Source organism: Microvirga sp. VF16 (assembly GCF_016864375.1).
In the GTDB taxonomy this organism is placed as follows: Bacteria; Pseudomonadota; Alphaproteobacteria; order Rhizobiales; family Beijerinckiaceae; genus Microvirga.
Genome location: NZ_CP069355.1, coordinates 1,016,961 through 1,042,800 on the forward strand (window position 1 = coordinate 1,016,961; position 25,840 = coordinate 1,042,800).

Annotated in this window: 20 protein-coding genes and 3 pseudogenes; 12 read left to right on the top strand and 11 right to left on the bottom strand. The window is 59.8% G+C overall.

Annotation, left to right across the window (positions count from 1 at the left end; all coding sequences use genetic code 11):
- Positions 1–3: 3 nt before the first annotated feature.
- From JO965_RS30260 to JO965_RS30285, 6 genes are all read right to left on the bottom strand, one after another.
- Positions 4–1,095 carry a PLP-dependent aminotransferase family protein gene (locus JO965_RS30260; RefSeq protein WP_203444599.1) on the bottom strand — a complete coding sequence of 364 codons (1,092 nt, stop codon included), beginning with the start codon at positions 1,093–1,095 and terminating at the stop codon, positions 4–6.
- A gap of 164 nt (positions 1,096–1,259) precedes the next feature.
- Positions 1,260–2,534: an extracellular solute-binding protein gene (locus JO965_RS30265; RefSeq protein WP_203444600.1), complete on the bottom strand. Its 1,275-nt coding sequence runs from the start codon at positions 2,532–2,534 to the stop codon at positions 1,260–1,262.
- 65 nt (positions 2,535–2,599) lie between these two features.
- Positions 2,600–3,436: a carbohydrate ABC transporter permease gene (locus tag JO965_RS30270; protein ID WP_203444591.1), complete on the bottom strand. Its 837-nt coding sequence runs from the start codon at positions 3,434–3,436 to the stop codon at positions 2,600–2,602.
- Positions 3,433–4,302, bottom strand: a complete 870-nt coding sequence (locus JO965_RS30275; RefSeq protein ID WP_203445557.1) for a carbohydrate ABC transporter permease — start codon at positions 4,300–4,302, stop codon at positions 3,433–3,435. Before JO965_RS30275 ends, JO965_RS30270 begins: the two co-directional genes overlap by 4 nt.
- Before the next feature lie 101 nt (positions 4,303–4,403).
- Entirely contained in the window at positions 4,404–5,582 is a 1,179-nt protein-coding gene (locus JO965_RS30280) for an ABC transporter ATP-binding protein (protein WP_203444601.1), read from the bottom strand.
- Positions 5,583–5,591: 9 nt separating this feature from the next.
- Positions 5,592–7,100, bottom strand: coding sequence for an alkaline phosphatase family protein (locus JO965_RS30285; RefSeq protein ID WP_203444602.1), 1,509 nt, complete (start codon positions 7,098–7,100; stop codon positions 5,592–5,594).
- Positions 7,101–7,246: 146 nt separating this feature from the next.
- Here JO965_RS30285 and phnF point away from each other — a divergent pair, with 146 nt between their 5' ends.
- From phnF to JO965_RS30300, 3 genes are all read left to right on the top strand, one after another.
- The gene (phnF, locus tag JO965_RS30290; protein WP_203444603.1) at positions 7,247–7,984 is read left to right on the top strand and encodes a phosphonate metabolism transcriptional regulator PhnF; all 738 of its coding nucleotides are present in this window, start codon (positions 7,247–7,249) and stop codon (positions 7,982–7,984) included.
- A gap of 85 nt (positions 7,985–8,069) precedes the next feature.
- On the top strand, positions 8,070–8,978 hold the full coding sequence (locus JO965_RS30295; RefSeq protein ID WP_203444604.1) for a LysR substrate-binding domain-containing protein: 909 nt from the start codon (positions 8,070–8,072) through the stop codon (positions 8,976–8,978).
- Between the two features lie 651 nt (positions 8,979–9,629).
- A complete protein-coding gene (locus JO965_RS30300) occupies positions 9,630–11,021 on the top strand; it encodes an amidase (RefSeq protein WP_203444605.1) in 1,392 nt (463 codons plus the stop codon).
- A gap of 44 nt (positions 11,022–11,065) precedes the next feature.
- Here the strand turns inward: JO965_RS30300 and JO965_RS49580 are convergent.
- Together JO965_RS49580 and JO965_RS30305 are read right to left on the bottom strand one after the other, a co-directional pair.
- A pseudogene (locus tag JO965_RS49580) lies at positions 11,066–11,191 on the bottom strand (recombinase family protein); the annotation flags it as partial.
- A 55-nt stretch (positions 11,192–11,246) separates the two neighbouring features.
- Positions 11,247–12,926: pseudogene (locus JO965_RS30305) on the bottom strand (IS1182 family transposase).
- 338 nt (positions 12,927–13,264) lie between these two features.
- On the opposite strand from JO965_RS30305, the gene JO965_RS30310 reads away from it, so the two are divergent.
- Positions 13,265–13,765, top strand: a complete 501-nt coding sequence (locus JO965_RS30310) for a transposase (RefSeq protein WP_203444606.1) — start codon at positions 13,265–13,267, stop codon at positions 13,763–13,765.
- A 404-nt stretch (positions 13,766–14,169) separates the two neighbouring features.
- Here the strand turns inward: JO965_RS30310 and JO965_RS30315 are convergent, their stop codons facing one another.
- The 3 genes from JO965_RS30315 to JO965_RS30325 are packed head-to-tail and all read right to left on the bottom strand — an operon-like array spanning position 14,170 to position 15,806.
- Positions 14,170–14,424: a hypothetical protein gene (locus JO965_RS30315; RefSeq protein ID WP_203444607.1), complete on the bottom strand. Its 255-nt coding sequence runs from the start codon at positions 14,422–14,424 to the stop codon at positions 14,170–14,172.
- Positions 14,421–15,458, bottom strand: coding sequence for a succinylglutamate desuccinylase/aspartoacylase family protein (locus JO965_RS30320; protein WP_203444598.1), 1,038 nt, complete (start codon positions 15,456–15,458; stop codon positions 14,421–14,423). The genes JO965_RS30315 and JO965_RS30320 overlap by 4 nt, the downstream gene beginning before the upstream one ends.
- A gap of 9 nt (positions 15,459–15,467) precedes the next feature.
- Entirely contained in the window at positions 15,468–15,806 is a 339-nt protein-coding gene (locus JO965_RS30325) for an alkaline phosphatase family protein (RefSeq protein ID WP_203444608.1), read from the bottom strand.
- Positions 15,807–16,324: 518 nt separating this feature from the next.
- Here JO965_RS30325 and JO965_RS30330 point away from each other — a divergent pair.
- The 8 genes and pseudogenes from JO965_RS30330 to JO965_RS30365 all read left to right on the top strand — a co-directional run bounded on the left by JO965_RS30330 (position 16,325) and on the right by JO965_RS30365 (position 25,317).
- A complete protein-coding gene (locus tag JO965_RS30330; protein WP_203444609.1) occupies positions 16,325–17,542 on the top strand; it encodes a pyridoxal phosphate-dependent aminotransferase in 1,218 nt (405 codons plus the stop codon).
- Complete coding sequence (locus JO965_RS30335; protein WP_203444610.1) at positions 17,539–18,411, top strand: phosphonopyruvate hydrolase; 873 nt, start codon at positions 17,539–17,541, stop codon at positions 18,409–18,411. The genes JO965_RS30330 and JO965_RS30335 overlap by 4 nt, the downstream gene beginning before the upstream one ends.
- A 267-nt stretch (positions 18,412–18,678) precedes the next feature.
- A complete protein-coding gene (locus tag JO965_RS30340; protein ID WP_203444611.1) occupies positions 18,679–20,328 on the top strand; it encodes a Na/Pi cotransporter family protein in 1,650 nt (549 codons plus the stop codon).
- A 78-nt stretch (positions 20,329–20,406) separates the two neighbouring features.
- Positions 20,407–21,444, top strand: a complete 1,038-nt coding sequence (locus JO965_RS30345) for an Ldh family oxidoreductase (protein WP_203444612.1) — start codon at positions 20,407–20,409, stop codon at positions 21,442–21,444.
- Positions 21,441–22,670, top strand: coding sequence for an iron-containing alcohol dehydrogenase (locus JO965_RS30350; protein ID WP_203444613.1), 1,230 nt, complete (start codon positions 21,441–21,443; stop codon positions 22,668–22,670). The genes JO965_RS30345 and JO965_RS30350 overlap by 4 nt, the downstream gene beginning before the upstream one ends.
- Before the next feature lie 29 nt (positions 22,671–22,699).
- Positions 22,700–24,151, top strand: coding sequence for an NAD-dependent succinate-semialdehyde dehydrogenase (locus JO965_RS30355; protein ID WP_203444614.1), 1,452 nt, complete (start codon positions 22,700–22,702; stop codon positions 24,149–24,151).
- Between the two features lie 354 nt (positions 24,152–24,505).
- Positions 24,506–24,790, top strand: a pseudogene (locus tag JO965_RS30360) (3-methyl-2-oxobutanoate hydroxymethyltransferase); the annotation flags it as partial.
- Positions 24,791–24,897: 107 nt separating this feature from the next.
- Positions 24,898–25,317 carry a hypothetical protein gene (locus JO965_RS30365; protein ID WP_203444616.1) on the top strand — a complete coding sequence of 140 codons (420 nt, stop codon included), beginning with the start codon at positions 24,898–24,900 and terminating at the stop codon, positions 25,315–25,317.
- Positions 25,318–25,840: the final 523 nt, after the last annotated feature.

Genomic DNA, 25,840 nt, shown 5'->3' on the forward strand with positions numbered 1-25,840 from the left:
TACTCAGCAATTGTAGGCTTGGGTGATCGCATCCAAGCCGCGTTCAAAGGTGGCCCGATCACGGGCGGTGCCTGTCCCGAAACGGATCGCATTTGGCGGTGTGACATCACCAAAGGCATAGGTGGCGCTGGGACTGATATTGACCCCCAGGGAGCCCAGCATTTCAACGAACTTTTCCGCCGGGCGTTCTTCCGGAAGATTAAGCCAGACATGCAGGCATTCAGGCATGGTACGGAGATCGGCACCCGTAAAGCGGGCTGAAACAAGGGCCTGTCGTTCGCGCGTTTCTGTGCGCACAGCATCGATAATGCGGGTAGCTCCGTCGCCCTCGATCAGTCTGGATGCAACGGCTGCGTTAATCGGCGCGCACATCCAGTAGGTCGCGCGTACCCCGGGCCAGAACAGCTTAGGTACATCCTCTGCTTTGGGCGCAACGAGATAGGCAACCTTCAGTGCGGCTGCCATGGATTTGGCAGTGCCGAGAATGTACCAGGAAAGTTCCGGTGCGAAAGACGAGAGCGGCGGGGGAATGTCACGCGGCAAGAGACTATAGATGTCGTCCTCAATGATCGCGACGTTGTAGCGACGGCAGATATCAGCAATTGCTTGTCGCCGTTCGACGCTCATTATTGCTGTTGTAGGGTTCTGGAGGGTGGGAAGGGCATAATAGGCGGAAGGCGCATCCTTACGGCAGATCGCCTCGAAGGCCTCCAGTTCAATCCCCTCATGGTCCATCGGCACTGCGCTCAGGCGAAAGCCGAACATATCGGCGAACTGGTGCATCGTCGGATAGCTCAACGCTTCAATAGCAAGGCAGCCGCCTTTACCGACGAGGCTATACAGAAGCATGGACAAGATGCTTTGCGTCCCATTGGCGACAACCACCCGATCCGCAGGCGGAATCTCCGGGAGCCGCAGAGCCGCAAATCTCGCGCCGGCGGTCCGGTCGCGTTCCGAACCGCAGAATTGGTGAGCGCCTATCAGAGAATTTGGGGATCCCTCAGCCAGAACTTGGGCGATCGCGGCGCGGTAGATATCGTCGAAAACATGGGGCACGTGCGGGGGCAGGTTTCCACTCATATTGATTGGATTCATGTCAATCGTCCTAGCGATTCTAATCATTGGCGTTGTCTGGAGGATGAAGCAGCTGACTCTCTGAAAGATAACGGCAGTACTGCAGTTGTATTGCAGACTGTTCCGCTTCTCACTGTCGCGTCTACTGAAGACACGGGGGGCAATCGCGCCTCCCCCGAATGAGGTTACCGACGAAGTAGCTTTTTTGTTTCGTCGACCATATAGGCCATAGCCTTTTCTGGAGTGGTCTGGCCGGTGATGAGCTGACGCTGAACTTCGATCATTGAGTCGAAAATCTTGACCGAGTTATTTTCGGGGAATGCATACCAGTCGACCACGCGATCAAGCTGTTCGAGCGAGGCTTTCTGCAACGGATGCGCGTCAAAGAAATCGCTGAGTTCGCCGCCGGCTTTCACCACCTTCTTGTTGACGGGCATATATCCGGAGTTCTCGACCAGAATCTTCTGGCCAGCCCCGCTCGCCATGAACTTGAAGAACTGCCAGACTTGCTTCTGCTTCTCGGGGTCGTCGGTCAGCATCATCAGCCCGATACCGGCTCCTGGAATCACACCGCTATCGGTCAAGACTGGTAGAGGCTTGATGTCGAAGTCGAAGTTTCCAGCGGCCTCCTTCACGACCCCGGGAATACCAGAAGCGGTGCGGACATTGATGCCAAGGGTGCCGGCACTGAACGCCTGTCTTGCCTGTGCAAACGACATATTGGCGGAACCGGAGCGACCAAATTCGGCGATAAGCTCGAGGGCTTTCATGCCCGCTTCGCTATCGAACATAATCGTTGAGTCATCGGGGCTCATCATGCGCCCGCCATACCCCATCAGGAAAGTCTGGAACATCCAGGCCGAGGTGGCATCATATTCAAGGTTGATTCCTACGATGTCCTTCCTTAGCCCGTGAATGGCTTTGGAAATTTTGAATATTTCTGGCCATGTATTCGGAAAGTTGTCTGGATCATAACCGGCAGCCTTAACGAGATCACGGTTGATGTACAGCACCGGGATTGTAGTTGCAAATGGGATAGCGTAAATATTCCCGTTTACAGAGACGGTTTCCTTCATCGCGGCAGGAAGACCGAGAGCTTCCCATCCGCCATCCGCTTCGATGAATTTGTCGAGCGGCTGCGCCAACTTTCTGCTGGTAAGAAGCTTGGTGTAGTTCACGGCCTGCTGAACGAAATCGGGCTTTTCTCCGACGATTGCCTGGCGCAGCAAACTTTGAATGGCGGGCTCCCAATTGTCGCCCTGCGGGACTTGCTGTACATCGACGCTCGGGAAACGAGCTTCGAATTCGGCTTCCGCGGAATTGTTGACGCCTCTGATTGCCGCAGATGACACGCTTCCAAAATGGATAACCTTGCCCTTTGCGTAGCTTGGCTGTCCCGCAACTCCAACTAGCGTCAGAGCCGTCAAGCCTGAGAGGAGTTCTCTTCTGTTAAGTTCCATGACCAGCTCCTTGGTTCATCTGTTCGTTCGCTTCGATCCGCATCAATTAAGGGGTCGCTATAAGGTCACTTCACGGCTCCACCTGTGAGGCCTTCGACGAACCAGCGTTGGGCGGCGAGGAAGGCGATGATGAGCGGCGCGACCACGAGTGTGGCGGCGGCCATGAGCGGGCCATAGTCGTTGCCGGCCTCCTCGTTCTTGAAGATCAGGATGCCGAGCGGCGGCGGCATCAGGGACGGGTCGCGCACCGCAATCAGCGGCCAGAACAGGCTGTTCCAGTGGGATACGACCGAGAAGATCCCGAAGGCGATGGTGGCCGGCAGCGCCATCGGCACCATGATCTTCCAGACGATCGCCAGTTCCGATAAGCCGTCGAGGCGGGCGGCGTGCACGACATCGTCGGGAATGGTCTTGAAGAACTGCCGGAACAGGAAGATGCCAAACGGCGAGACGACATAGGGAAAGACCAGCGCCGCATAAGTGTTGAGAATCCCCAGTTTATAGCCGACGATAAAGAGCGGGAGCGCCAGCACTTCGTGCGGCAGGAGGAGCGCGATCAGCACGAGTGCGAAGAGGAGATTGCGACTGGGAAAGTTGAGCTTGGCCAGCGCATAGGCGGCCGGCGCGCAAACGGCGATCTGCAGCGCCAGAATTGCGGCGCAGACGATGACGCCGTTCAGCATAAACCGCGGCAGCGGCGAACTCGTCAGCGCCTTGGTGTAGTTCTCGATGCCGTAGAACTGCTGCGGCCAGAACGAGAAGGAGGCGCGGAAGATCTCGCCCGGCGGCTTGATCGACAGGCTCACCATCCAGACGAAGGGGATCAGGATCAGCGCGCCGGTGATCAGAAGGGCTGCGTGGCGGAAGATGGCGGATGGCGGTGCAAGTTTGGATATGCTCATTGGTAGTGAACCTTCTTGTCCATGACGCGGGCCTGGATCAGCGTCAGCGCGACGACGATGACGAGGAAGACCACGGCAACTGAGGCGCCATAGCCGGTGCGCAGGTATTCGAAGCTCTCGCGGTAGAGGGTGTAGAGCAGCATCTCGGAGGCATGCCCCGGCCCGCCTTGCGTGAGGATCTGCACCGTGTCGAAGGTCTCGAAGGCGCGCAGCGCCACGACGATGAAGACGAACATGGTGACGGGTCCGAGCATCGGCAGCGTGACCGTGCGCAGCCGGTCGAGCCAGAGATCGGCGCCGTCGATGGCGGCGGCGTCATAGAGGTCCTGCGGGATCGCCTTCAGCCCGGCGAGAAACAGCACCATGGCGTAGCCGAGGTTCTGCCAGATGCCGATCACCGCCAGCACCGGCAGCACGGTGGTCTCGTCACGCAGCCAGTTGGCGGTCGGGATCCCGAGGCTGGCCAAGCTCTGGTTGACGAGGCCGATGGTCGGATGCAGCAGCGCCTCCCAGGCGATCGCCATGGCGGTCAGCGTGGCCATGAAGGGCAGGAAGTGGATGGCGCGGTAGAAGGCGCGGCACGACTGGCCGCTTTCGATCAGCAGCGCGACGCCTAAGCCGAGGAGGATGGTGCCAGGCACGACGAGGGCGACATAGCCGACGGTGTTGACCAGCGAGGCCCGGAAGCCCTCATCGACGAAGACCTCGCGGAAGTTGCCGAATCCGACGAAGGCGAGCGAGCTTGCACCGAACTGCCAGTCGGTGAGCGCGATGCCCAAGACGGCGAAGACCGGCAGGAAGAACAGGCCCACGAGCAGGACCAGCGCCGGGCCAGCCAGCATCCACGCCGCCAGCGCTTCCATCATGGCCCGCCGGCGGGCCGGTGAGGTGGCGGCGGAGGGGAATGATCGAACGCCACTGGTCGCGGGCGGCTCGCCGGACGGGCCGGAAAGGGCAAGAGGCTTGCTCATCGGGCCCACTCCCGGATCGGCGTGACGGAGGCCCCGCTGGACGCCGCTTCCCCCCGCAGCCGTTGCCCAGTGCGCGTGAACAGGAGCACGCGCTCCGGCCGGATGCCGACATGCAGCGTCTGGCCGGGCGCGATCTGCGGCGCCCGCTCAGTGAGCAGCCGGGCGATCACCGGATGATCAGTCCCTGGAACATCGAGATGCACGTACAGGTCGGAGCCCATGTGCTCGACCAGCCGGACCGCCCCGGTGAGCGCCCCCGGCCCGCCGTGGTCAGTGAGATGGAAGGCTTCCGGACGGATGCCGAGCGTGAGCGGCGATCCTGGTTCCCGGGTGAGGTCGACGGCGAGCACCGTGCCTGCCACGTCGACCAGGCCTCGTTCCCGCACCACCGCCTCGAGCAGGTTGATCTTCGGCGAGCCGATGAACTCGGCCACCCGCCGGTCGTCCGGATCGGTGTAGATCTGCTGCGGCGGCGCAACCTGCAGCAGCTCGCCGTCGAGCATCACCGCGACCCGGTCGGACAGCGTCATGGCCTCGGCCTGGTCGTGGGTGACATAGACGAAGGTGACGCCGAGCCGCTGGTGCAGCTCCTTGATCTCGGCCCGCATCTGCACCCGGAGCTTGGCGTCGAGATTGGACAGGGGCTCGTCCATCAGGAACACGGCCGGATGGCGCACCATGGCGCGGCCGACGGCAACACGCTGGCGCTGGCCGCCGGAGAGCTGGCCGGGCTTTCTCGCCAGCAGGTGGCCGATGCCGAGGGACTTGGCGGTGCGGGTGACCTCCGCGTCGATCTCCGCGGCCGTTGTCTTCGTGCCCGGCAGCCAGCGGCCGAGCAGCGGCAGCCTCTGGACGGCCGAGAGCCGGCGCATCCGCAGCGGCAGCGCCATGTTGGCGGCAACCGTCATGTGCGGATAGAGCGCGTAGGACTGGAACACCATCGCCACGTCGCGCTGCTTCGGCCGCAGGCCGTCCACCGCCCGCACGCCAATTGCGACCGAACCGCTGTCCTGCGTTTCCAGTCCGGCAATTATTCGCAAGAGTGTGGACTTCCCGCAACCTGATGGTCCAAGCAGCGTCAGAAACTCCCCGTCCGCAATCTCAAGGGACACGTCACGCAACACAGGAGTCGCGCCAAAATTTTTGATGATACGATCAAGGGTAATGCTGGCCATATCGGATCCTCACGCCTGCATCTGTCTGGCGGCGACTGCTGCCTGGGACCCGGCCCAGCCACCATCTAGGTAACTTGTGGATCCCACCTGCACACGCCGCAGGGCCTGCGAATAGCCACCGATAGTTGCCTCGAAAATTTCCGTTTTGATCTCGGTTACGATCGGCCACTCGCCGTCCATCGCTTCGAACAGAACCCGACCGCTCATGGTGGCAGGAGGGATGATGCCAAGGAGATGAAGGATGGTTGGGGCAAAGTCGCAGATATTAGTCGGTGTTAGCGAAACGAATCCTGATCCGCGGAACGCCGGGCCTGCCACAATGCCCACTGCAGCAAGTTCCTTGGGATGCAGCCCGCCGTGGACGCCGAGACCCGGCCGGCGGTCATTGTCGTAAAAGGTGCCGCCAACGAGACCAAACGGGTCGACGCTGTCGTCTGCGCGGAAAGCAAAATAGACATCCGGGGTGCGGGCGTGGTCGGCGAAGACGAGATGAGTGCCGAGGCTGCCAGGTGCAATACCCTCGACCTCGTTCCTGGGAGCGGTGAACACCGGCCCGCACCACGGCTGTGCGGTGACAACTTCAACAAGCTGCGCCAATCTCACTGGCGACCGCTCTGACAGATAGAGTGCACCAACTTGGCCGGGGACGACGACCACGTCGATACCGACATCCGGCGCAGTTCCAGGCGAGAAGCCGGCACGGCACAAACTGTCGGCCACGGACACGCGGGTGTGGGCGGTGATGTGGCCGTGGTCGGAAGCGATGATGATCTGGACGCCAGCATCCTTGCCTTCTGCTTCCCACCAGTCGATCAATCGTCCGAGTTGGCGATCGCAGAACGCGATGACCTCACGCGTCTTGGAAGCACCGGTGCCGTTGAGGTGAGAGCAGGTGTCCGGCTCGCCGTAGGACAGGATCGTCACGTCAGGCTTAAGCCTCGGCCATAAGAGGTCCAAGAAGGTGGACGTAATCAATGCCTGGGCCTCGATATCCGGCTCGCCCTTGGGAGGAACAGGCGGGAGAACGCCGAAACGCGCTTCGACCTCGGCCAGCATATCATTGGGTGTGCACGCTTCCCTGAAATGACCGGAAAGCCGGACGTGGCCAAATTGCTCCGCTTTGTGGTGGAAAAGACGTGTTGTGCCGGGCGTGTTCGTGGCGAGCACCGCGAGGCTTCGACCGTTCGCCGCAAGGATCTCGCCCAGTGTTGGGGCCGACATCAGTCGCCCGCCGCTTTCGCGGTTCAACTCATCCAAAAGCACGGCATTGGAAGTATCGATATAGCGCGGCGGGGTCGTGGCGCGGTCGACATATTTGTTGCCTACCATGCCGTGACGGCTCGCTGTAGTGCCGGTCACTAGGCTTGGAAAGGCCGATCGCGTCTCACTCGGATAGATCGTCCGATGCTGCGCCAGCGTCACGCCGGCATTCTGCAATCGGCAGATATTGGGCGTCAGTTTCCGGTCAATGAGGTCTGGTCGGAGCCCATCAAAGCTGACCAGCAAAAATCGAGGCATGATATCTCCCTTCAATGGTTCACTCGGTTGCCTGCGTCGGCAATCTGTTGTAGTAGACTAGACTAGTCGTAGCGTAGAGGCAGTGACGTTTTTATGACAAGAGAAAAAGCATCGTTCGTGGCTCCTAAAGGCGAGAAAGGTTGAGAATGGCAAACGCAGGAGTGACGCTATGGCGCCAAATCAGCGAAGCTTTGGCCTCCGAGATCGAGGAAGAGGTGCTCATGCCGGGGGACAGATTGCCCTCCAGCGCTGAGTTGGGCACGCGGTTCGGCGTCAACAGACTTACGGTTCTGAAAGCCATCAGCCATCTCCAAAGTGAGGGACTTGTACGAACCGAACGCGGCGGCGGTATCTATGTTGAGAAGATTATTCCCTACCGCATGGGTGCACGCACCCGATTTGAGGAAAATCTTCTTGAACAAAATCGCAGCCCAAGCCGCGAGATCCTGTCCGTCGAGCAAAGGCGCGCGTCGAAGCGCATCGCCTCGGCGCTGCAAATCAAGACCGGAGATCCGGTGGTGCTCGTCGTACTCGTGACTGCAGCAGATGGTCTTCCTGTGAGTTATAATCAAAACTTCTTCCCCCAGTCCCGTTTGCCCGAGATCTATGACAGCTTTCATCGGCTATCCGGCACCAGCCGGACCGATATCTCCACCAGAGCAATCCTGGCCTCCCACGGTGTCAGCGACTTCCGCCGCCGGTCGATCCGTATCAGAGGTCGAACACCGACTCCGAGTGAGGTCGCACATTTGCGAATGGCTCCATCCGAGACAGTATTTGAAGTAGAAGTGAACAATGTTGACGCCCAAAACGTCCCCGTTGTTCACGGCATCACGGCGTTCTGTAGCACACGGGTGGAGTTCGTGATGGAACTCGACGAGTGACTGGAACTGTGACCTTGATCAGGATTCACGCTTCAAACTGAAACGTAAAGCACATTATTCTAACATAACCGTCGGTCATGCTAACATGCGTCGCTTGCCGCCTCTACATGCCCTCCGCGCCTTCGAAGCTGCCGCCCGCCATCAGAGCGTGACGAAAGCTGCCGAGGAACTTGGCGTTTCTCACAGTGCGGTGAGTCAGCACATTCGGACACTGGAAGATCACTTCGGGCAGCTCCTGTTCAAACGGGATGGGCGCCGGCTTGAGCTCACAGACAGTGCAAGGCTGTTTCTCGAGGACGTGAGTTCAGCCTTCGATCGGATTTGTTTATCGGCAGAACATCTGCGGACAGGAGGCGTATCAACGATCACAGTGAATGCGACGCCGTCGTTCGCAATGCGCTGGCTGATACCGAGATCCTCAAGATACCAAATCGAGAATCCGCATGTCCGAGTGGTTGTCGAAACGTCCCAAGATGACGGCATAGACCATCTGACGAAATCCTATGACTTCGTATTCCGTCGCGGACCTATGCAGAAGATCGACCATGATTGCCGCAAGGTGATCGACGACGCCGCCACAGCATTGCTTTCTCCAAGCACTGCACCGAGTCCAGCTTCTCCCGAAGAACTACGCCACTCGATCCTACTGCACATTAAATCGCGGCCGCACGCTTGGCGGCAGTGGTTCGGCGTATGTGGGATCGTAATCGACGCGCCCTCTGTTGGACCATTTTATGATCATTTTTTCTTATCTCTTCAGGCTGCTATAAACGGTCTGGGAGTGGCTCTAGGGCCGCTGTGCCTCGTCGAGGACGACATTCGCGACAATCGTCTAGTCGCTCCGTTTCGGGAGTGGGTCCTTTCTGGGCCAGGCTTTCACGTCATGTACCCCCAGGCCGTAGTTCGTAGCCGGCATCACCGAGCGTTCCTTGAGGCATTGGTTGAGGAAGGCAGGCGGCAGACGGAAATCGTCGCGGCCGCTTCGTTAGCTTGAGTTACATGAATGTAAGGATTTCATACTGGTCTGAAACCGATCCGCTGACCAATATGCGGACAGCAAGTGCGCGGAATTCACTGAGCGACGAAGTTGTCCAGCGGAGTCCGGAGTTTCATTCAGAGAGCCAGTATGAAAATTGTAGCCATCATACCCGTGGAGGAAATTTCCGCCTTCAGAAGATGGATCAGGTCAAGACCGACGAAAAGCCATTCCCGAAATAGGAGATGCCATGCGGCTGACACCCGCTGCCAATAGGGTAGCTGTCGTCTTCGCAGCCATGCCCTGCGGACTGAGTGCTTTTCTTATGGCCCAAAATATAACCGTTCGGTGGAGCTCTCCGCGCTCGGTCACCTTATCAACTGCGCTGGGAATACCCACGGTTTTGGCATGGCTGACGCTCGTTAAGACCTAAGCAAGGTAACACGTGCTGCGACTCAGGGACGAAGAAATGGATGAACCTCGACAGTCAGAAACGAACCCGGTGAACAACGACGCCGAGATAGTGGCTGTTCTCGCTCGTCTCGGTTTGTATGCCGCGTGGGAGAGAAGTCCCGATCGTTGGCGGGAGGCTTACCAGTTCGGTCGCATGCATGCGGAGCGGCTGGACACGCGCCCCTCTACCACCCACGAATTAATGAGGGGAAAGTAATGAGCGCGCGCCAAGACGAGTTGGCATTCATGCCGATGATTGCTGTTCGAGATGCAATCGCAAACGGCGACTTATGCCCCCTGAACTACGTGGATCATCTTCTTGTTCGGATCGAGGAGCTAGACCAGTCGATCCATTCGTTCGTAGCCTGTGACGCCGACCGGGCTCGAGAACGAGCACGGCATCTTCGAGATACGCGTAAGCGTTCTGAAGGGCATTCGTCAATCGGGCGACTGTTTGGCGTTCCGTATGCCGTCAAGGATATCATCGATGTGAAAGGATACCCGACCACGGCCCAGTCGCGGATTATGCCCGCGGTACCAGCTTCTACCAACGCCCCCGTGATCGATAGGCTGGACGCCTCCGGCGGCGTTTGTCTCGGCAAACTTACCTTGTACGAATTTGCGATAGGAGGCAGTCCGGAGTTCGATCTTCCATGGCCCCCCGCCAGAAACCCGTGGAATCTGGAATATATGGCTGGCTCATCATCGAGCGGTTCCGGCGCGGCTCTTGCTGCAGGCCTCGTTCCACTCACCATCGGAACCGACACGGGCGGCTCAATTCGCAGTCCTTCGATGATGAACGGAGTTGTTGGTCTAAAACCCACGCATGGAAGTCTCGACATGAGCGGTGTGTTTCCGCTTGCGCCATCAATGGACACTGTCGGGCCGATGGCCAGATCTGTTGCGGATATATTCGAAGCGTTTGCCGTCATGACGAATACGAGCGCAAAAGGCGAAAAGCTCCGCATTCTAGAAAAGTTCAACCTTGGTATAGTGCGCCATTTCCACGAAACAGACCTTACGTGCGACATATCGGTTTCTGATGCGATAGAAAAATGCGCTGATGCTGCCAACTCAGCTGGTTGGACTATCAATGACGTCAACCTGTCGCCGTTACGCAGTTTTGACTCTGCGGGTAGGGTGACGATGATCTCTGAAGCGTTCACGATTCATAAGGATTGGCTCTCAGAGAAGCCCGACCTTTACGGCGTGAATGCGGCAGAGTTTCTAATGAGCGGCGCGTTCATTTCAGCGGAAGAGTACCTGCGTGCTCAAAATGTCCGTCGCCGTTTGACGCAAGAGGTTGAAGAGGCACTTGAACAGCATGACGCCCTGCTAACAGCCGTAAGTACACTTCCACCTTGCCGAATAGACGATCCGAACGCATTGCAGCGATTGGCCGCGGCGGCAGTGCGCATACCCGCCAACGTTACAGGACATCCGGCCGTCGCTATACCGACCGGATTGTCAGGCGATGGTCTCCCCATCGGCGTACAGCTTATCGGTCGCAAACACGACGAGCGGAAACTTTTGCGCATCGCAGCCGACATGGAGCAAATGCTGGGTTTCACCTCAACACACCCTTATCCGAACAGAAGACGACGCTGACTTGAAATCAACATGGCAAGAACCGCTCTCTGGACGTGCTGAGGCCGAACGGATCGTAAACCTTCGTCCCTGACGCGCATGATGGTCTGGCGGCTGGTTGCGAACTTTCTCGCGGTGGCCGAAATGCTCATCCCCGTAGACAGATTCTCGCGCCCTTCCTGTTTTTGTTTTCACTAGGGGCTGAAGTGATCTTCCCCCGAATGTGTGATACTGCTGGCGAATTGATCATGCTGGGATGGGCGCCATCATGAGCCTGGTGAATGCGGATTGCCGTGTTCGTGCGAGCGGCGTGCCAGCGAACCAAGCCCCTAGCCGGATGAGGTTCATGGCTGCCGCCGTCAGCACGTGTTGCAGATGCGTTTTGGCGAGACCGATGTAGCGGGCGCGGCGCAGGTGCAGAGATCGAACTCCTGCCGAGATCGTTCCCTCAATCCCGGCGCGCTGCTGGTAGTCCCGTGCGAAGGTTGACTGGGCTTCACGGGTCCGAGCGGCTTCGAGCGCCTCGTGTTCCTCTCGCAGTCGTAGTGTGAGAAGGCGCCGGGCACTGCGGGTGCACTGCCGTTTTAACGGACACGGCCGACAATCGCTTGTCGAGAAGCGAACTTTGGGTGCGGTCCGCCCCTGGTGGTAATCGGGCCCCCAACTTCGGCTCTCGTGTCCGGCCGGGCAGATGGCCATCTCCCGATCCCAGTCGAGGAGGAAGTCCTGCACCGTGAACCCCTCGCCTGACCGGGCCTGCCACCGGTAGTCCTTGGGAGCCGGCCCGAGAAGCGTGACGCCCTTCTTCCGGCTGGCGACAAGTTGGTCGGCCGCGACATAGCCGGCATCGGCCAGATGGGTCTCGGGCAGCAGGCCCTTGGCTTCGAGCGCCGCATGGATGTCGTCGAGAGCGTCGCGATCAACGACGGGTGCCGGCGTGGTCTCCACATGCGTGATCAAGTATGGTCCGCCATCGTCACACGTCTCAGTCAGGTGCACCTTGTAACCGATCCAGATCGTCGACTGCTTCTTGGCGTAGTGCACCTCCGGATCATACGGTGAAGCGACCATCAGTAGCGAGGGTGGAAACCCCTCCTGTTCCGTCCGCCATCGCACCAGGGGAGGAGCCTTAGGTTCGGCGGTCAGGGCATCGCCCATGATGGAGAAATTCTGGACCCAGGCCTGCCGCAGCAACTCAACCGCCGGGATTTGCCGCAGCCATATCGGCGCATGAGGAGCCATGATGGCAGCAAGCAAGTGATGACCATCGCGACCGATCTGCTCGGCATGGGCTCGCCGCTTCGCCTCGCCTTGCGGCACTTCATGATCGCCAGCCCGCCGGTCATATCGCTCCAGCCAAGCAGGATCGGCCTCAGCGCGCAGCCACTCGGGGGCCGCTATCGCCTAGGCATTCAGGGCAGCCCGCATCGTCTCGGTCACGCATTCGAGACGGTTCAGGAAGCGGACGGCTCCGAGCACATGGGTGGAGTCGGTGCGCTGCCGGCCCCGGGCGTTCAGTAGCTTCAGGTCACGGCACAGCGCTAACAGCGTGTCGAGCAGATGCTCCTCCGCGCCTCCTGCCACGAGACGGCCGCGGAACTCGCTTAGAACCGAAGCGTCGAAGCCAGGATTGCTCAGTTCCAGGCCGAGCAGATACTTCCAGTCGATGCGCCCTCGGACAGCATCGGCCGCCCGCCGGTCAGACAGGTTCTCGGCGAACTGGAGCAGGGTCACCAGCGCCAGCCGCCACGGGCATTCCGCCGGTTGCCCGCAACGGGCGAAGAGGGGTGCGAACTGGGCGTCGGTAAAAATCGTCCCAAGTTGGTCGCGCAAGCGTAGATAGGCATTGCCCTGGGGAAAGGCCGCATGGGCGACGGTTGCGGTCGATGCTGGGACATCACCACTCAATGTCGGGTGGAGCGACATGGAAACCTCCAGATCTGGACCCAAGCCCCTTACAGCCTGAACGCGGAGCCCACCTCACCCGCTCCAACGCATTCGCCAGCAGTATCGAATGTGTGGCTCTCCCGCACTTTGCGTGGGAGAGTCGCAGTAATGTGGCCTGATCCGTCCGATTTCTATCTGCAAAGCGGCGCATGAACTCGCTTTCGCTCATTCCCGGTTGCCGGATTCGCCACGTCGCTCCTTTTGGCCAGGTTGCCCTTGTTGTCGCAGTCGAGAGGCGTGCTCCCCATGATCGCTGCCCTGCATGCCGGCACATAAGTGGGAGCGTCCACAGCTCCTATGTCCGCCTGCATGTCCATGTGCTGCGTTTCTACTGCCGCAATCAGGCTTGCTCGAAGCAAACCTTCACGGAGCCTCTGCCGCGTCTTCTCAAGCCTTATGCCCGACGCACCCAGCGACTGGCGAAGGCACAGGGGCGGATCGGCATCGCGTTGGGAGGTGAACATGGCGCCAGGCTCCTCGTGCATCTCGCCATGCCAGCCATTGCCGACACCCTCCTGCGCCTCGTTCGCGACCAATCGCTTCACGCGCGCCGACCGCGCATTGTCGGCGTCGACGACTGGGTGATGAAGAAAGGCTGCACCTACGGCTCCATTCTGATCGACCTGGAGCGCCGGAGACCGATTGAGCTCCTGCCAAACCGAACCGCAGCAACATTCTCAGCCTGGCCCCGGCGCTACCCTGATATCGAGATCATCGCCCGCGACCGCTCCAGTGAATACGCCCGTGGCGCGGCCACGGCCTCTAAGGCCATCCAGGTGGCGGACCGTTGGCATCTCCTGTTGAATGCTCGATACTAGCTGGTCGAGCGCTGGCTGGCGGGAGCCATGTCCGGTTGCGGCGTCTGCCCGTCATCGAGCAACCACCTGTCGCCTCGGCAGGAAGAGTCCGTGCCTACCCCCGTACTTGAGCTGAGGAGGCCGCCAGTGTCGATAGCCGAGCCGGTTGGCAGACTCTCTACGAAAAGGTCCGGCAGCGACATGCTGGTGGAGAGAGGCTGTTGGCGATCAGCCGCACGATGGGCTTGGCGCGCAGCACGGTGAGGAAGTTCGCCCAGGCCGAGAGCTTTCCCGAGCGTGCCGTGCGACAACCGGGGCCGAGTATCCTTGACCCGTTTCTCCCTCACCTCCATGCTCGCTTGGCCGCGGGACACGAGAATGCCACCGCCGTCTGGCGCGAGCTACGGGATCTCGGCTTCGCCGGGTTACCCAAGCAGGTCTATCGCTGGATGGCCGAGCATTGCTCCCTCGCTCCAAAATCCGGCGAGCTGCGTTTGCTGCCGGCGATTGTCCTCGAGTGTTTTAGCGGGGCCGCCGGCGCAACGCTGCAATTCCTCCTGCTTGGCCATGGCCGCCGCCATGTCGGCATCGAGCGCGGGATCGTTCGCGTCTGGCACAAAATCAAAGTCCGGCCAATTTCGCTGGTCTCGTTCGTCGTGGTTGGATTTTCGGCTGGTCATGACGTCCAATCCTTCCCAAGCACGAAGACGCAGTCGCCGAGGCCCGTCCTTGCGGGAATCCGCCGGCACAGGATGACGCCACCGGATTTGGCGATCACCGGCTGCGGCTCACGCCAAGGCGCTGTCGTGAAATGAATGAGGCCAGTCGTCTGGCCCGCCTCGACCCGGTCGCCAAGGCCAACAAAAGGCTCAAACAGGCCGCGCTCGCTGGTTTCGGCGTAGATGTAATCCCAGCTTGGAACACGCTTGAGCAACCTGCAGTCGAGCGGCGGCCGCTCCGTCAGCGGCCTCCTCGTTACGCCGACGTGATGAAGGAGCCGCATCACCCCATGCTCCGCGATATCGATGGCCGCGCGGGATACGCCGCCGCCGCCGCCGAGCTCTGTCGAAAGATGCTGCACGTTTTGGCGCCGGCAGGCGCCGATCAGTGCGCGGTTACCGCCGGTAGAATGCTCGATGATCATCCCGGTTGGCATGCCGAATGCGCGAAGGAGATCGAGAGCATCGCCCATGCGATCGGGATCGGACGGGCGTGCGACCACTGCGCAGGGTAAGTACTCGATGCTGAGACTGCCAGAATGCAGGTCGAATGCGTAGTCAACGCGCGTCAGCAATTCGCTTTCGATCAGATGGGCAATCATCGAGGTGGGGTCGCCATCCGGATCACCGGGAAATTTGCGGTTCAGGTTTCCATCATCGAGAGGTGAATTGCGGCGGTCGGCGCGAACGGCCGGAGCATTGGCTCCTGGAAGAATGATGATCCGGCCACGAACGTCCTCGGCTCGCAACTCGCGGATCAGCTTCATCAGGATGATTTGGCCTTCGTATTCGTTGCCATGGCTGCCTGCCATCAGCAGGACACCGGGGCCTTCGCCATTGCGAATGGTGACCACGGGGATGGCCTCGAAACTGTAGCCGACATCGTCTCCGGATCGGTCGTGTACGGCGAGAGGCAGCCGGAAATATCCAATCTGCTTGCCTTCGGCGTCCAGGTCGAGGTCAGTCCAGATCTTCGTGTTTGGCGTTGTATCCATGTCCGCTACTCAGCAATTGTAGGCTTGGGTGATCGCATCCAAGCCGCGTTCAAAGGTGGCCCGATCGCGGGCGGTGCCTGTCCCGAAACGGATCGCATTGGAAGTATCGATATAGCGCGGCGGGGTCGTGGCGCGGTCGACATATTTGTTGCCTACCATGCCGTGACGGCTCGCTGTAGTGCCGGTCACTAGGCTTGGAAAGGCCGATCGCGTCTCACTCGGATAGATCGTCCGATGCTGCGCCAGCGTCACGCCGGCATTCTGCAATCGGCAGATATTGGGCGTCAGTTTCCGGTCAATGAGGTCTGGTCGGAGCCCATCAAAGCTGACCAGCAAAAATCGAGGCATGATATCTCCCTTCAATGGTTCACTCGGTTGCCTGCGTCGGCAATCTGTTGTAGTAGACTAGACTAGTCGTAGCGTAGAGGCAGTGACGTTTTTATGACAAGAGAAAAAGCATCGTTCGTGGCTCCTAAAGGCGAGAAAGGTTGAGAATGGCAAACGCAGGAGTGACGCTATGGCGCCAAATCAGCGAAGCTTTGGCCTCCGAGGACGACATTCGCGACAATCGTCTAGTCGCTCCGTTTCGGGAGTGGGTCCTTTCTGGGCCAGGCTTTCACGTCATGTACCCCCAGGCCGTAGTTCGTAGCCGGCATCACCGAGCGTTCCTTGAGGCATTGGTTGAGGAAGGCAGGCGGCAGACGGAAATCGTCGCGGCCGCTTCGTTAGCTTGAGTTACATGAATGTAAGGATTTCATACTGGTCTGAAACCGATCCGCTGACCAATATGCGGACAGCAAGTGCGCGGAATTCACTGAGCGACGAAGTTGTCCAGCGGAGTCCGGAGTTTCATTCAGAGAGCCAGTATGAAAATTGTAGCCGAACATCTTTCTCAGATCCGCCCATCCGAAACGAAAGCCATGACTGCCCGCGCCGCCGCATTGAAAGCGCAAGGCAAGGAGGTGATCACGCTCAGTCAGGGGGAGCCGGATTTTGCCACGCCTGAGAATATTGGAGAGGCTGGCGTTCGGGCAATCCGGGAGGGCCGGACCCGCTACACGGCCGTCGCTGGCGTTATCCCTCTGCGCGAGGCGATCCGCGACAAGCTGCTGCGCGAGAACGATCTCGGCTACGCACTCGACCAGATCACCGTCGGATGCGGTGCCAAGCAGGTCGTCTTCAACGCGCTCTTCGCCAGCCTTAATCCCGGCGAGCAGGTCGTCATCCCGGCTCCCTGCTGGGTTTCCTATCCCGACATGGTGCGTCTCGCCGGCGGCAAGCCGGTAGTCGTTGACTGCAGCGAAACTGACGGCTTCAAGTTGAAGCCAGAAGCTCTGGAACGGGCGATTACGTCGCGCACCAAGTGGCTGATGCTCAACTCGCCCTGCAATCCAACTGGCGCCGTCTACAGCGAGGTCGATCTGATCGGGCTCGCCGAGGTGCTGCGCAAGCATCCGCATGTCTGGGTGCTCGCCGACGACATCTACGAGAAGCTCGTTTACGGCGATGCCCGCTTCGCCACTATAGCGCGCGCAGCGCCCGACCTGTTCAACCGCACGCTCACCGTGAACGGGGTGTCCAAGACCAACGCCATGACCGGCTGGCGAGTGGGCTACGGCGCAGGGCCGATCGAACTGATCAAGGTCATGAACGTCATCCAGGGGCAGATAACCTCACACACCAGTTCAATCTCGCAATATGCGGCGGTCGAGGCGATCGCCGGAGACCAGAGCTATGTACCGCGCTTCGTGGCGGAGTTCGAGAAGCGTCGGGATCTTGTGGTCGAGAAGCTCAACCAGGCGCCGGGGCTGACATGCAGCGTCCCGGACGGAGCTTTCTACGTCTTCCCGTCTTGCGCCGGCGTGCTCGGCCGGAAGACAGCTTCGGGCCGGGTCATCGAGACCGATACTGATTTTGCGATGTACCTGCTGGAGGAGGCCGGCGTTGCCGTCGTGCCGGGTTCAGGCTTTCTGGCTTCACCCTACATCCGTATCTCCTATGCTTCCTCCGTCGAGGAACTCACCAAGGCATGCGACCGCATCATCGGAGCATGCGCGAAACTTTCTCGGGAGAAAGCAGCATGAGCCAGGGCAAAATACTTAAGAACAGGATTGCCGAACGCGGCCTCGCTCATGTCATGGCCGCCCACAGTCCGCTCTCGGCGCGACTAGCCGAGGAAGCCGGCTTCGATGGTTTGTGGGCTTCCGGCTTCGAATTATCGGCGCTTTTTGGATTGGCCGACGTCAGCTTGGTGTCGATGACGCAGCACCTTGACATGGTCCGCGCCATGGCCGAACAGTCGTCCCTGCCGATCGTCGCTGACATCGACACCGGCTTCGGCAATGCCATCAACGTCATCTACGCAACCCAGCAGTATGAGCGCGCGGGCGCTGCCGCCGTCGTCATCGAAGACAAGACCTTTCCGAAGGTCACCAGTCTCGTTGCCGACGGCCGACAGGAACTGCTGCGTGTTGAGGAATTCGCGGGCAAGGTCCGCGCCGCGATTGCGGCGCGCTCCGATCCTGACTTCCTCATTATCGCCCGTACCGAAGCCTTAATCGCCGGTCTCGGCGAGGAAGAGGCGCTCAGGCGCGCCGCGGCTTACGAAGCCGCCGGCGCTGACATGATCCTTGTTCATTCCAAGCAGAAGACACCGGACGAGGTGGAAAGCTTTGTCCGCGCCTGGAATGGAAGGGCGCCGGTCGTCATTGTGCCCACTGCCTATCCGGAAATGAATGAGACACGTATCAAGGCCCTCGGCAAGATTGCTATGGTCATTTACGGTAACCATGCCGTGCGCGCTTCGATCACCGCCATGAAGGATGTGTTTTCACGCATCCTCAAAGATCGCGGAATCCACAACGTCGACCGTGACATCGTCTCCGTCGAGGAGGTGTTCCGCCTCCAGAAGATGGATCAGGTCAAGGCTGACGAAAAGCGCTTCTTGGCCTAATCCAGCATGGTTAGCCGCGGAACGAACGCTATGCCAAACGTATTGCCCAGCGACCTCGGGATTGAGATTAGCGACGTATCGGGCCGGTGGTCTATCACCTTCGATTTCGAGAAGGTTGGTCAATTCAAAGCCACCAACGGATCTGATACGTTTGTCGAGATGGCAACCCGCTATGTCGAGAATGAGTGCAATCGGCTGGGCCTTCTTGACGATCTATGGCTTTGGCGCGACGCCGTTACAGCTCTCGGGAAACGATTGGACATATAGATGCTCGATCTAGCCGGCGCCGTGGCTCTGCTTATATGGGGTCTTCGTATGGTGAAGACAGGCGTCGGTCGCGCCTTTGGCCCACGGCTGCGCCATTGGATTGCTTCCGGCACGCAAAACAGGATCATTGCGCTCTGCCTTGGTCTGGCAGCCACACTGGCATTGCAGAGCAGCACCGCAACGGCGCTGATGACGGCGGGCTTTGCCGGCAGCGGTTACATGAGTTCGGCGATGGCACAGGCCATCATGCTCGGCGCCAATGTCGGTACAAGCCTCGTCACTCGCTTCCTTGCCTTCGACATCCACTGGCTGGGGCCACTGCTGATCGCAGCAGGCGTTGCCGGCTTCACCTGCAGCGCGACGAAACCCAACAAAAGCATCGCCCGCGCCGTGCTGGGGCTAGGGCTGATGCTGCTGTCCCTGAAACTGCTGGGTCAGTCCACCGAACCGATGCGGCAGTCGCATGTCCTGCAGGCCTTAATGGCCTCCCTCGACGCCGTCCCAGCGCTCGCCGTCGTCGTCGCTGCCGCTCTCGCACTTGCCGCCTCATCCAGCCTGGTCGTGGTACTGCTCGTCATGTCGTTGGCCGCGACGGGAACAGTGGATTCCGAACTCAGCGTCGTCCTGGTGCTCGGGGCCAATGTCGGCGGCGCCATTCCGCCAGTGCTCGCCACGATGGCCGACGGCCCGCTCGCTCGACGCGTCACCATCGGCAATCTGCTCGTTCGCCTCGTTGGATGCGTGATCGTGCTGCCCTTGGCGACAGAGGCCACAGGCTTGCTCTCGGGATTGACCGACGATCCAGCGGCCCTGGTCATCGATGCGCACCTCCTCGTGAACATCGTGCTCGCTGGTCTCATGCTGCCGCTGCTGGACCCGCTTTCCGCTTTGATGCACCGGCTTCTGCCTCTCGGGCAACCCACCGACGACGGACCGCGTCATCTCGATCCCGGCATTCTGGACAAGCCAGCCATGGCCCTGGCAGCCGCTGCGCGGGAGACGCTGCGCATGGGCGACCGCGTCTCCGCCATGCTCAAGAGTAATCTCGAAGCCTTGCAAAAGAACGACAGCAAACGCTGCGACTCGCTCGGTGCCATGGACGACGAGGTCGACCGGCTCAACCACGCCATTAAGCTGTATATTGCCACGCTCGGAGGCGACGCGCTCGCGCAGAAGGACGAACGGCGCGCTACCGAAATCGTTGCTTATGCCACAAATCTGGAACACATCGGTGACATCATCGACAAAAATCTGCGCGAACTGGTCGAGAAGAAGATCAAGAACCAACTCTCATTCTCGCCAGAAGGCGCGGGTGAGATCGAAGCTCTCTACAGAGCTACGCTCGAGAATCTGAGGCTTGCCCAGAGCATCCTGGTGTCTCATGACGATATGCTCGCGCGGCAACTGGTCGAAGCCAAAGTGGAAATCCGCCGGGTTGAGGAACGCTCTGTCGCCAATCATCTCAACCGTCTTCGCAATGGTTACCTTGCCAGCGTCCAGACTTCGTCACTCCATCTCGACATTCTACGCGATTTGAAGCGTATCAACGCTCACATCGCGGCAATTGCTTACCCGATCCTGAGCGAAGGCGGATCGCTCCTGGAAACGCGGCTGGTCGACGAACAAGCGTTGAACCAGACTCATGCCTGACGAATGAATACACGGCGCAGATAGCGATGGGTCGGCAGAGAATATTGCCGTTCCATTCGATTAGAGGACAAGAAGTCAATGATCGTGTCGACCAACGAAGCGCGGAGTCTGGCAACGTCGATCCTTCGCGTCAGCGGCGCTTCAGAGTGCAATGCCGAGGTCCAGGCAGACCTCCTGATTGAAGCAGAACTTAGGGGTTACGCCTCCCATGGATTGCTTCGCCTTGCCCGGATCGTGGAGCGCATCGATAACGGCGTTGTAGATCCGTTAACATCGGGAAAGCTCGAATGGGTTTCTTCCGGGGTTTTGCGTGTCGATGGAGAAATGGGGCTTGGCCCGGTGGTCGCTCTGGGCGCCCTCGCGGAGGTCACAAAGCGGGCGTCAGAAACGGGCATCGCCATCGCCGCTGTCCAGAACAATAACCATATCGGTATGCTCGGTTGGTATGCCGAGCAGGTTGCACAGGCGGGACAGATTGCCCTTTGCTTCTCGACCAGTGAGGCGCTTGTCCATCCATGGGGCGGACGAAAGGCGATGATCGGCACGAACCCAATCGCCATCGGCATTCCTGCGAAGCCATTTCCGTTTGTGCTCGATATGGCAACCAGCCTTGTTGCCATGGGAAAGATTTACGACCACGCCAACCGCAGCAAGCCCATTCCTGCAAACTGGGCGCTTGACGCGGACGGCCAACCGACGACCGACGCCGAGGCGGCCAAACGTGGAGCGATCGCACCCTTCGGCGAAGCGAAAGGCTACGCGCTCGGCCTCGCTTTCGAATTACTGGTCTCGGTTCTGGCCAGAAGCGCAATCGGAACGGACGTTCGGGGTACGCTCGACTCGACCGAGGTTTGCAACAAAGGCGACATCTTCATCGTCATATCGCCGGACACCAGCCCGGACTATCTCTCCTACCTCTCCGACTATCTGGAGGCGATCCGAAGATGTGAGCCTATGGCGGGCTTCCGCAACGTCGCCGTTCCGGGGGATAGGTCGCGGCGGGAGCGGCAGAGCGGTCTAGACACGGGCCTGACGCTTCCCGACCAAGTGTGGGAGCAGTTGCTCAATTTGGCAGGCAAAGTCTCACCTCACAACGATCACGGAGCTCAACAGTGACCTCATTCGGCCTCTTGCGGGCGCCTCGCGAGATACTTTTTGGCGTCGGACAGCGGCGCGCGGTGGGCGGTGCGGCCGCAAAGCTTGGAAAACGCGCACTCATCTGCACCGACAAGCGCCTGTCTGGCCTTCCGGAACTCGCGGATCTTATTGCAGATCTCACATCCGCCGGCGTCGAAAGCATGGTGTTCGATGATACCCAGCCGGATGTTCCGCGCGAGTGCATCGATCTCTGCCTCGAAAAGGCCAAACCATTCAGACCGGAACTGGTGATCGGGTTCGGTGGTGGCAGTTGTCTCGATCTCGCCAAAGTGTCAGGGCTGCTTCTCACACACGGCGGTGACGTGAGCAACTACTACGGCGAGTTCAAGGTTCCGGGACCTGTGCTCCCTCTCATCGCCATTCCGACAACATCCGGCACGGGATCGGAGGCAACGCCCGTCGCCGTCATCAGCGATGCCGAGCGTGTCCTCAAGGTGGGCATATCCAGCCCGTACCTGATTGCCCACACCGCAATTTGCGATCCAGAACTCACCTATGCCTGCCCGCCCGCGCTTACAGCCATAGTCGGCGCCGACGCGCTCACCCACGCTATTGAGGCGTTTACGGCGCTCCGTCGGCCCCCTCAAAGCGATCTTGCCGACACCCACGTCTTCGTTGGAAAGAACGAACTCAGCGACCAACTGGCTCTGCGGGCCATTTCCTGTATTGCGCTCAACCTCGAGACCGCCGTGCGCGACGGCCAGAACGCCGAAGCCAGGTCTCAACTCATGCTAGGGTCGCTTCTCGCCGGAATGGCGTTTGGAACGGCAGGAACCGCTGCTGCCCATGCGATCCAGTATCCCGTCGGCGCGCTGACGCACACCCCGCATGGGGTTGGTGTCGCTGTCCTGATGCCTTATGTCATGGAGTACAACCGCAAAGTTTGCGGGCACGAGCTGGCTGCCATTGCGGAGACGTTCGGCGTCTCGACAGCCGAAACGTGCTCTTCTGCAAAGGCGGACGCTGCCATCGAGGCCGTCGCCTCCCTCTTCGCGAAAATCGGCATCCCTGCAACGCTCGCCGAGTTGGGGATTCCCGAAACGGAGATGCGATGGACTGCGGAGCAGGCAATGAGCGCCGCACGCCTCATCAAAAACAATCCGCGGCCGCTCGACGTCGAGGCGCTCTTCCAGATCGTCACCGCCGCATTTGCAGGTGATCGAAGCGCTCTGCGGAACTGTTGAAAAGTAAGCTACAGCTGATGGATACTCTCATGCGCCACACTCCAATTCCGAATCTTCCGACCAAACTCTACATCAATGGCGAATGGCTTGAGGCGTCGGATAAAGCCACCTTCGACGTCACCAATCCTGCTACAGAGGAGCTGGTTGCGACGGTTGCGAGCGCCACGCCAGAAGACGGACTGCTCGCGCTCGATGCAGCGCAGATTGCCTTTCATGACTGGGCCCACCGAAAGCCGCGCGAACGGGCCGAAATCCTTCGCAAAGCCTTTGAATTGATCATCGATCAGAAGGAAGAGTTGGCGCGGCTGGTGACGATCGAGAACGGCAAAGCGCTGCCCGACTCCAGAGCTGAGATTGCCTATGCTGCGGAATTCTTCCGGTGGAATGCCGAAGAGGCTGTTCGCAACATAGGCGAAGTTTCGCGGGCGCCGTCGAGTGGCGCACGCATGCTCGTTCATCACAAGCCGGCCGGCATTGCCGTATTGGTAACACCTTGGAATTATCCTGCGGCTATGGGTACGCGCAAAATTGCCCCGGCACTTGCTGCCGGTTGCCCAGTTGTTATCAAGCCCGCGTCGGAGACGCCGCTGACGATGCTAGCGCTCATGCCCATCCTGGAAGCAGCCGGCGTCCCGCCTGGTGTGGTAAATGTCCTGCCCTCGCGACGCTCCGGGCTGTTGGTTGACACTATGCTCCGCGACCCGCGTGTCCGGGTCGTTTCGTTCACGGGGTCAACGGAGGTTGGACGCAAACTCCTGCGTTCTGCTGCGGATAGTGTCATCAATCCGGCCATGGAGCTTGGCGGAAATGCGCCTTTCGTCGTTCTTGCTGACGCCAACGTCGATATAGCTGTCGAGGGTGCTCTCGTCGCGAAAATGCGCAATCTCGGTGAAGCTTGCACGGCGGCGAACCGCTTCTTCGTCCATGACAGCCTCTATGACGAGTTTAGCCGAAAGCTCGCCCATCGAATGGGCGCGATGAGGGTAGGAAACGGTCTGGAGGAGGGGGTTGAGGTAGGCTCGCTCGTCAATTCAGAAACCCGCACCAAGGTCGTTGAGCTGGTCGAGGATGCCATATCGCGCGGCGCACGAGTCCTGACGGGTGGAACCGTCATCGAAGGACCGGGTTACTTCTGTCCGCCAACCGTCCTGGTTGATGTTCCAGCTTCGGCAGAGTGCTTCAAAGAAGAGATTTTTGGGCCCGTTGCTGCCTTAACTCGGTTCACCGATGAAGACGAACTGGCGACGCGCTGCAACGATACCGAGTATGGTCTTGTCGCCTATATCTTCACCGAAGATCTGCGCAGGGGATTGGCCTTCGCTGAAAAGCTGGACTTTGGGATGATCGGCCTGAACCGCGGCTTGGTATCTGACCCCGCAGCTCCTTTCGGCGGCATGAAGCAGAGCGGCATTGGCCGCGAAGGCGCCCATGAAGGGATTATGGAGTTTCTCGAGACGCAGTATATCTCGGTCGAGTGGTGATCTATCATCCACGCGAGTGGCGTTTGCTAGTCGCCAGAAATGGTATTGTCACACAAACTGACACGAGGCGCACTGAGGCAAACCCGGTCGCCTAACGGGTTCACGCGGCAACGCCTATCCCTGCCGCGCGTAAACCCGCACATTGGGCACTGGATCGGCAGTGTTACCCGATAAGCTCAGAGCAAGGGAACAGTGCCGGTAGCAATCTTGGTTTACAGCGGTCTTCCTTGACGACATCGGAAAATCATCGGCTCTGGTAGGGAAGATCTATTCCCCCGGTCTTGTACAACTGGCAATCACGAACTCTGCTTCGAGCCGTCACGACCCTAAGGGAACACGAGAAAGGGTAACCTGATGAGTCATTTGCCGCCGCCTGACAAGCAAGCGATCACTATCCCTTTGCTGCAGCAGTGGGCTCGGGACGGTCGGTGGCTTGTGAGGACGACCGCCTATGACGCGGTTACCGCACGTTTGGTTGATCCCGTTGTTGACGTGATCCTGGTCGGCGACAGCGTCGGCAATGTCTGTCTCGGCTTCGACAATACCCTGCCGGCCAGCCGGGCCAGGATGCCCCATCATCTGAAGGCCGTGGCGCGTACCAAGCCACGTGCCTTGGTCGGCGCCGGCATGACCCTGATTGAACTCGCTGATGACGTGACGCTCGATGAGATCAAAGCGAAGACCGAAGCCGAGTTCCGTGTAGCCCTCGACGGCAGCCAATCCAACGCGGCGTAACGGAGGCTTTGATGGCACAGCGCAAATCGTTCTCTCCAAGCCTCTCCGATGCCATGCTCCTTGAGCCCAATCAGCTCGAACACAACATTCTTCGCGCTTACGTGCAGCTCGCCGCTATGCCGGACCAGGCCAACGGCGCGAGAACGGCAACGGTGGCGAACTTCGGATCGGTCGAGGTGCGCCTGACGGAGCTGACGCAGCTGGAAGATACGGCGGCTCACATCCCGTCATTTTGGCTCGAGGTCTACTCCCATGCCACCCACGCCATCCTCGATAGCTGCGGGTGCTTCGAGTTTGATGAGCCCGAACTGGCCGCTGCGGCCGACCTCATCTGCAATGCCAAAACGATCGCTGCGGCAATGCCTGAGGCGCATGCCTTGGCTGCCGCGACACCCCTCAGACCTCACGGCAACGGAGGGATGCGCCCTTGAGCCTGTCGGGCGGACTTGTCTTCGATCTTGTGAATCGCAGGCCCTGGGCCTGCGCCGGTCTCCCTGTCGGCAGCGCCGGCAGCGGAGGAGGTGACTTCCGTCCAGGCCACCTTGTCGCCCTCTGGCAGGGAGATGTCCTCTGGGACGGTCCTCCCCAACTCGGGCTCGCTCGGCATCGCCGTAGCGAGCCCCCCTTTCGGACGCAGAGGAGGGGCTCGCATCGCGGCATACAACTCCAGGCGCAGGCTGCTCCTGGCATGAGGTCGGCCACGTGAGTTTCCTGACCAACCTCCTTCCGGACCAGATCAGTTAGCACCACCTTCACATTGTGATGCCGTCAGGAGGGGCATCCACTCCATCACATTCCGCCATAGCTCGAAGCAACTCAGGCTCTGGGAGATCTCGCCAAGACTAAGGCTCCCGTTTTAGGTATCATCCTTTTTGCTCTCATCACGTTCATGTCGAACAGCAAAATCACAACCGCGCATGCGGACATCAACGCCGCGAGAAACATCCTCGCGCT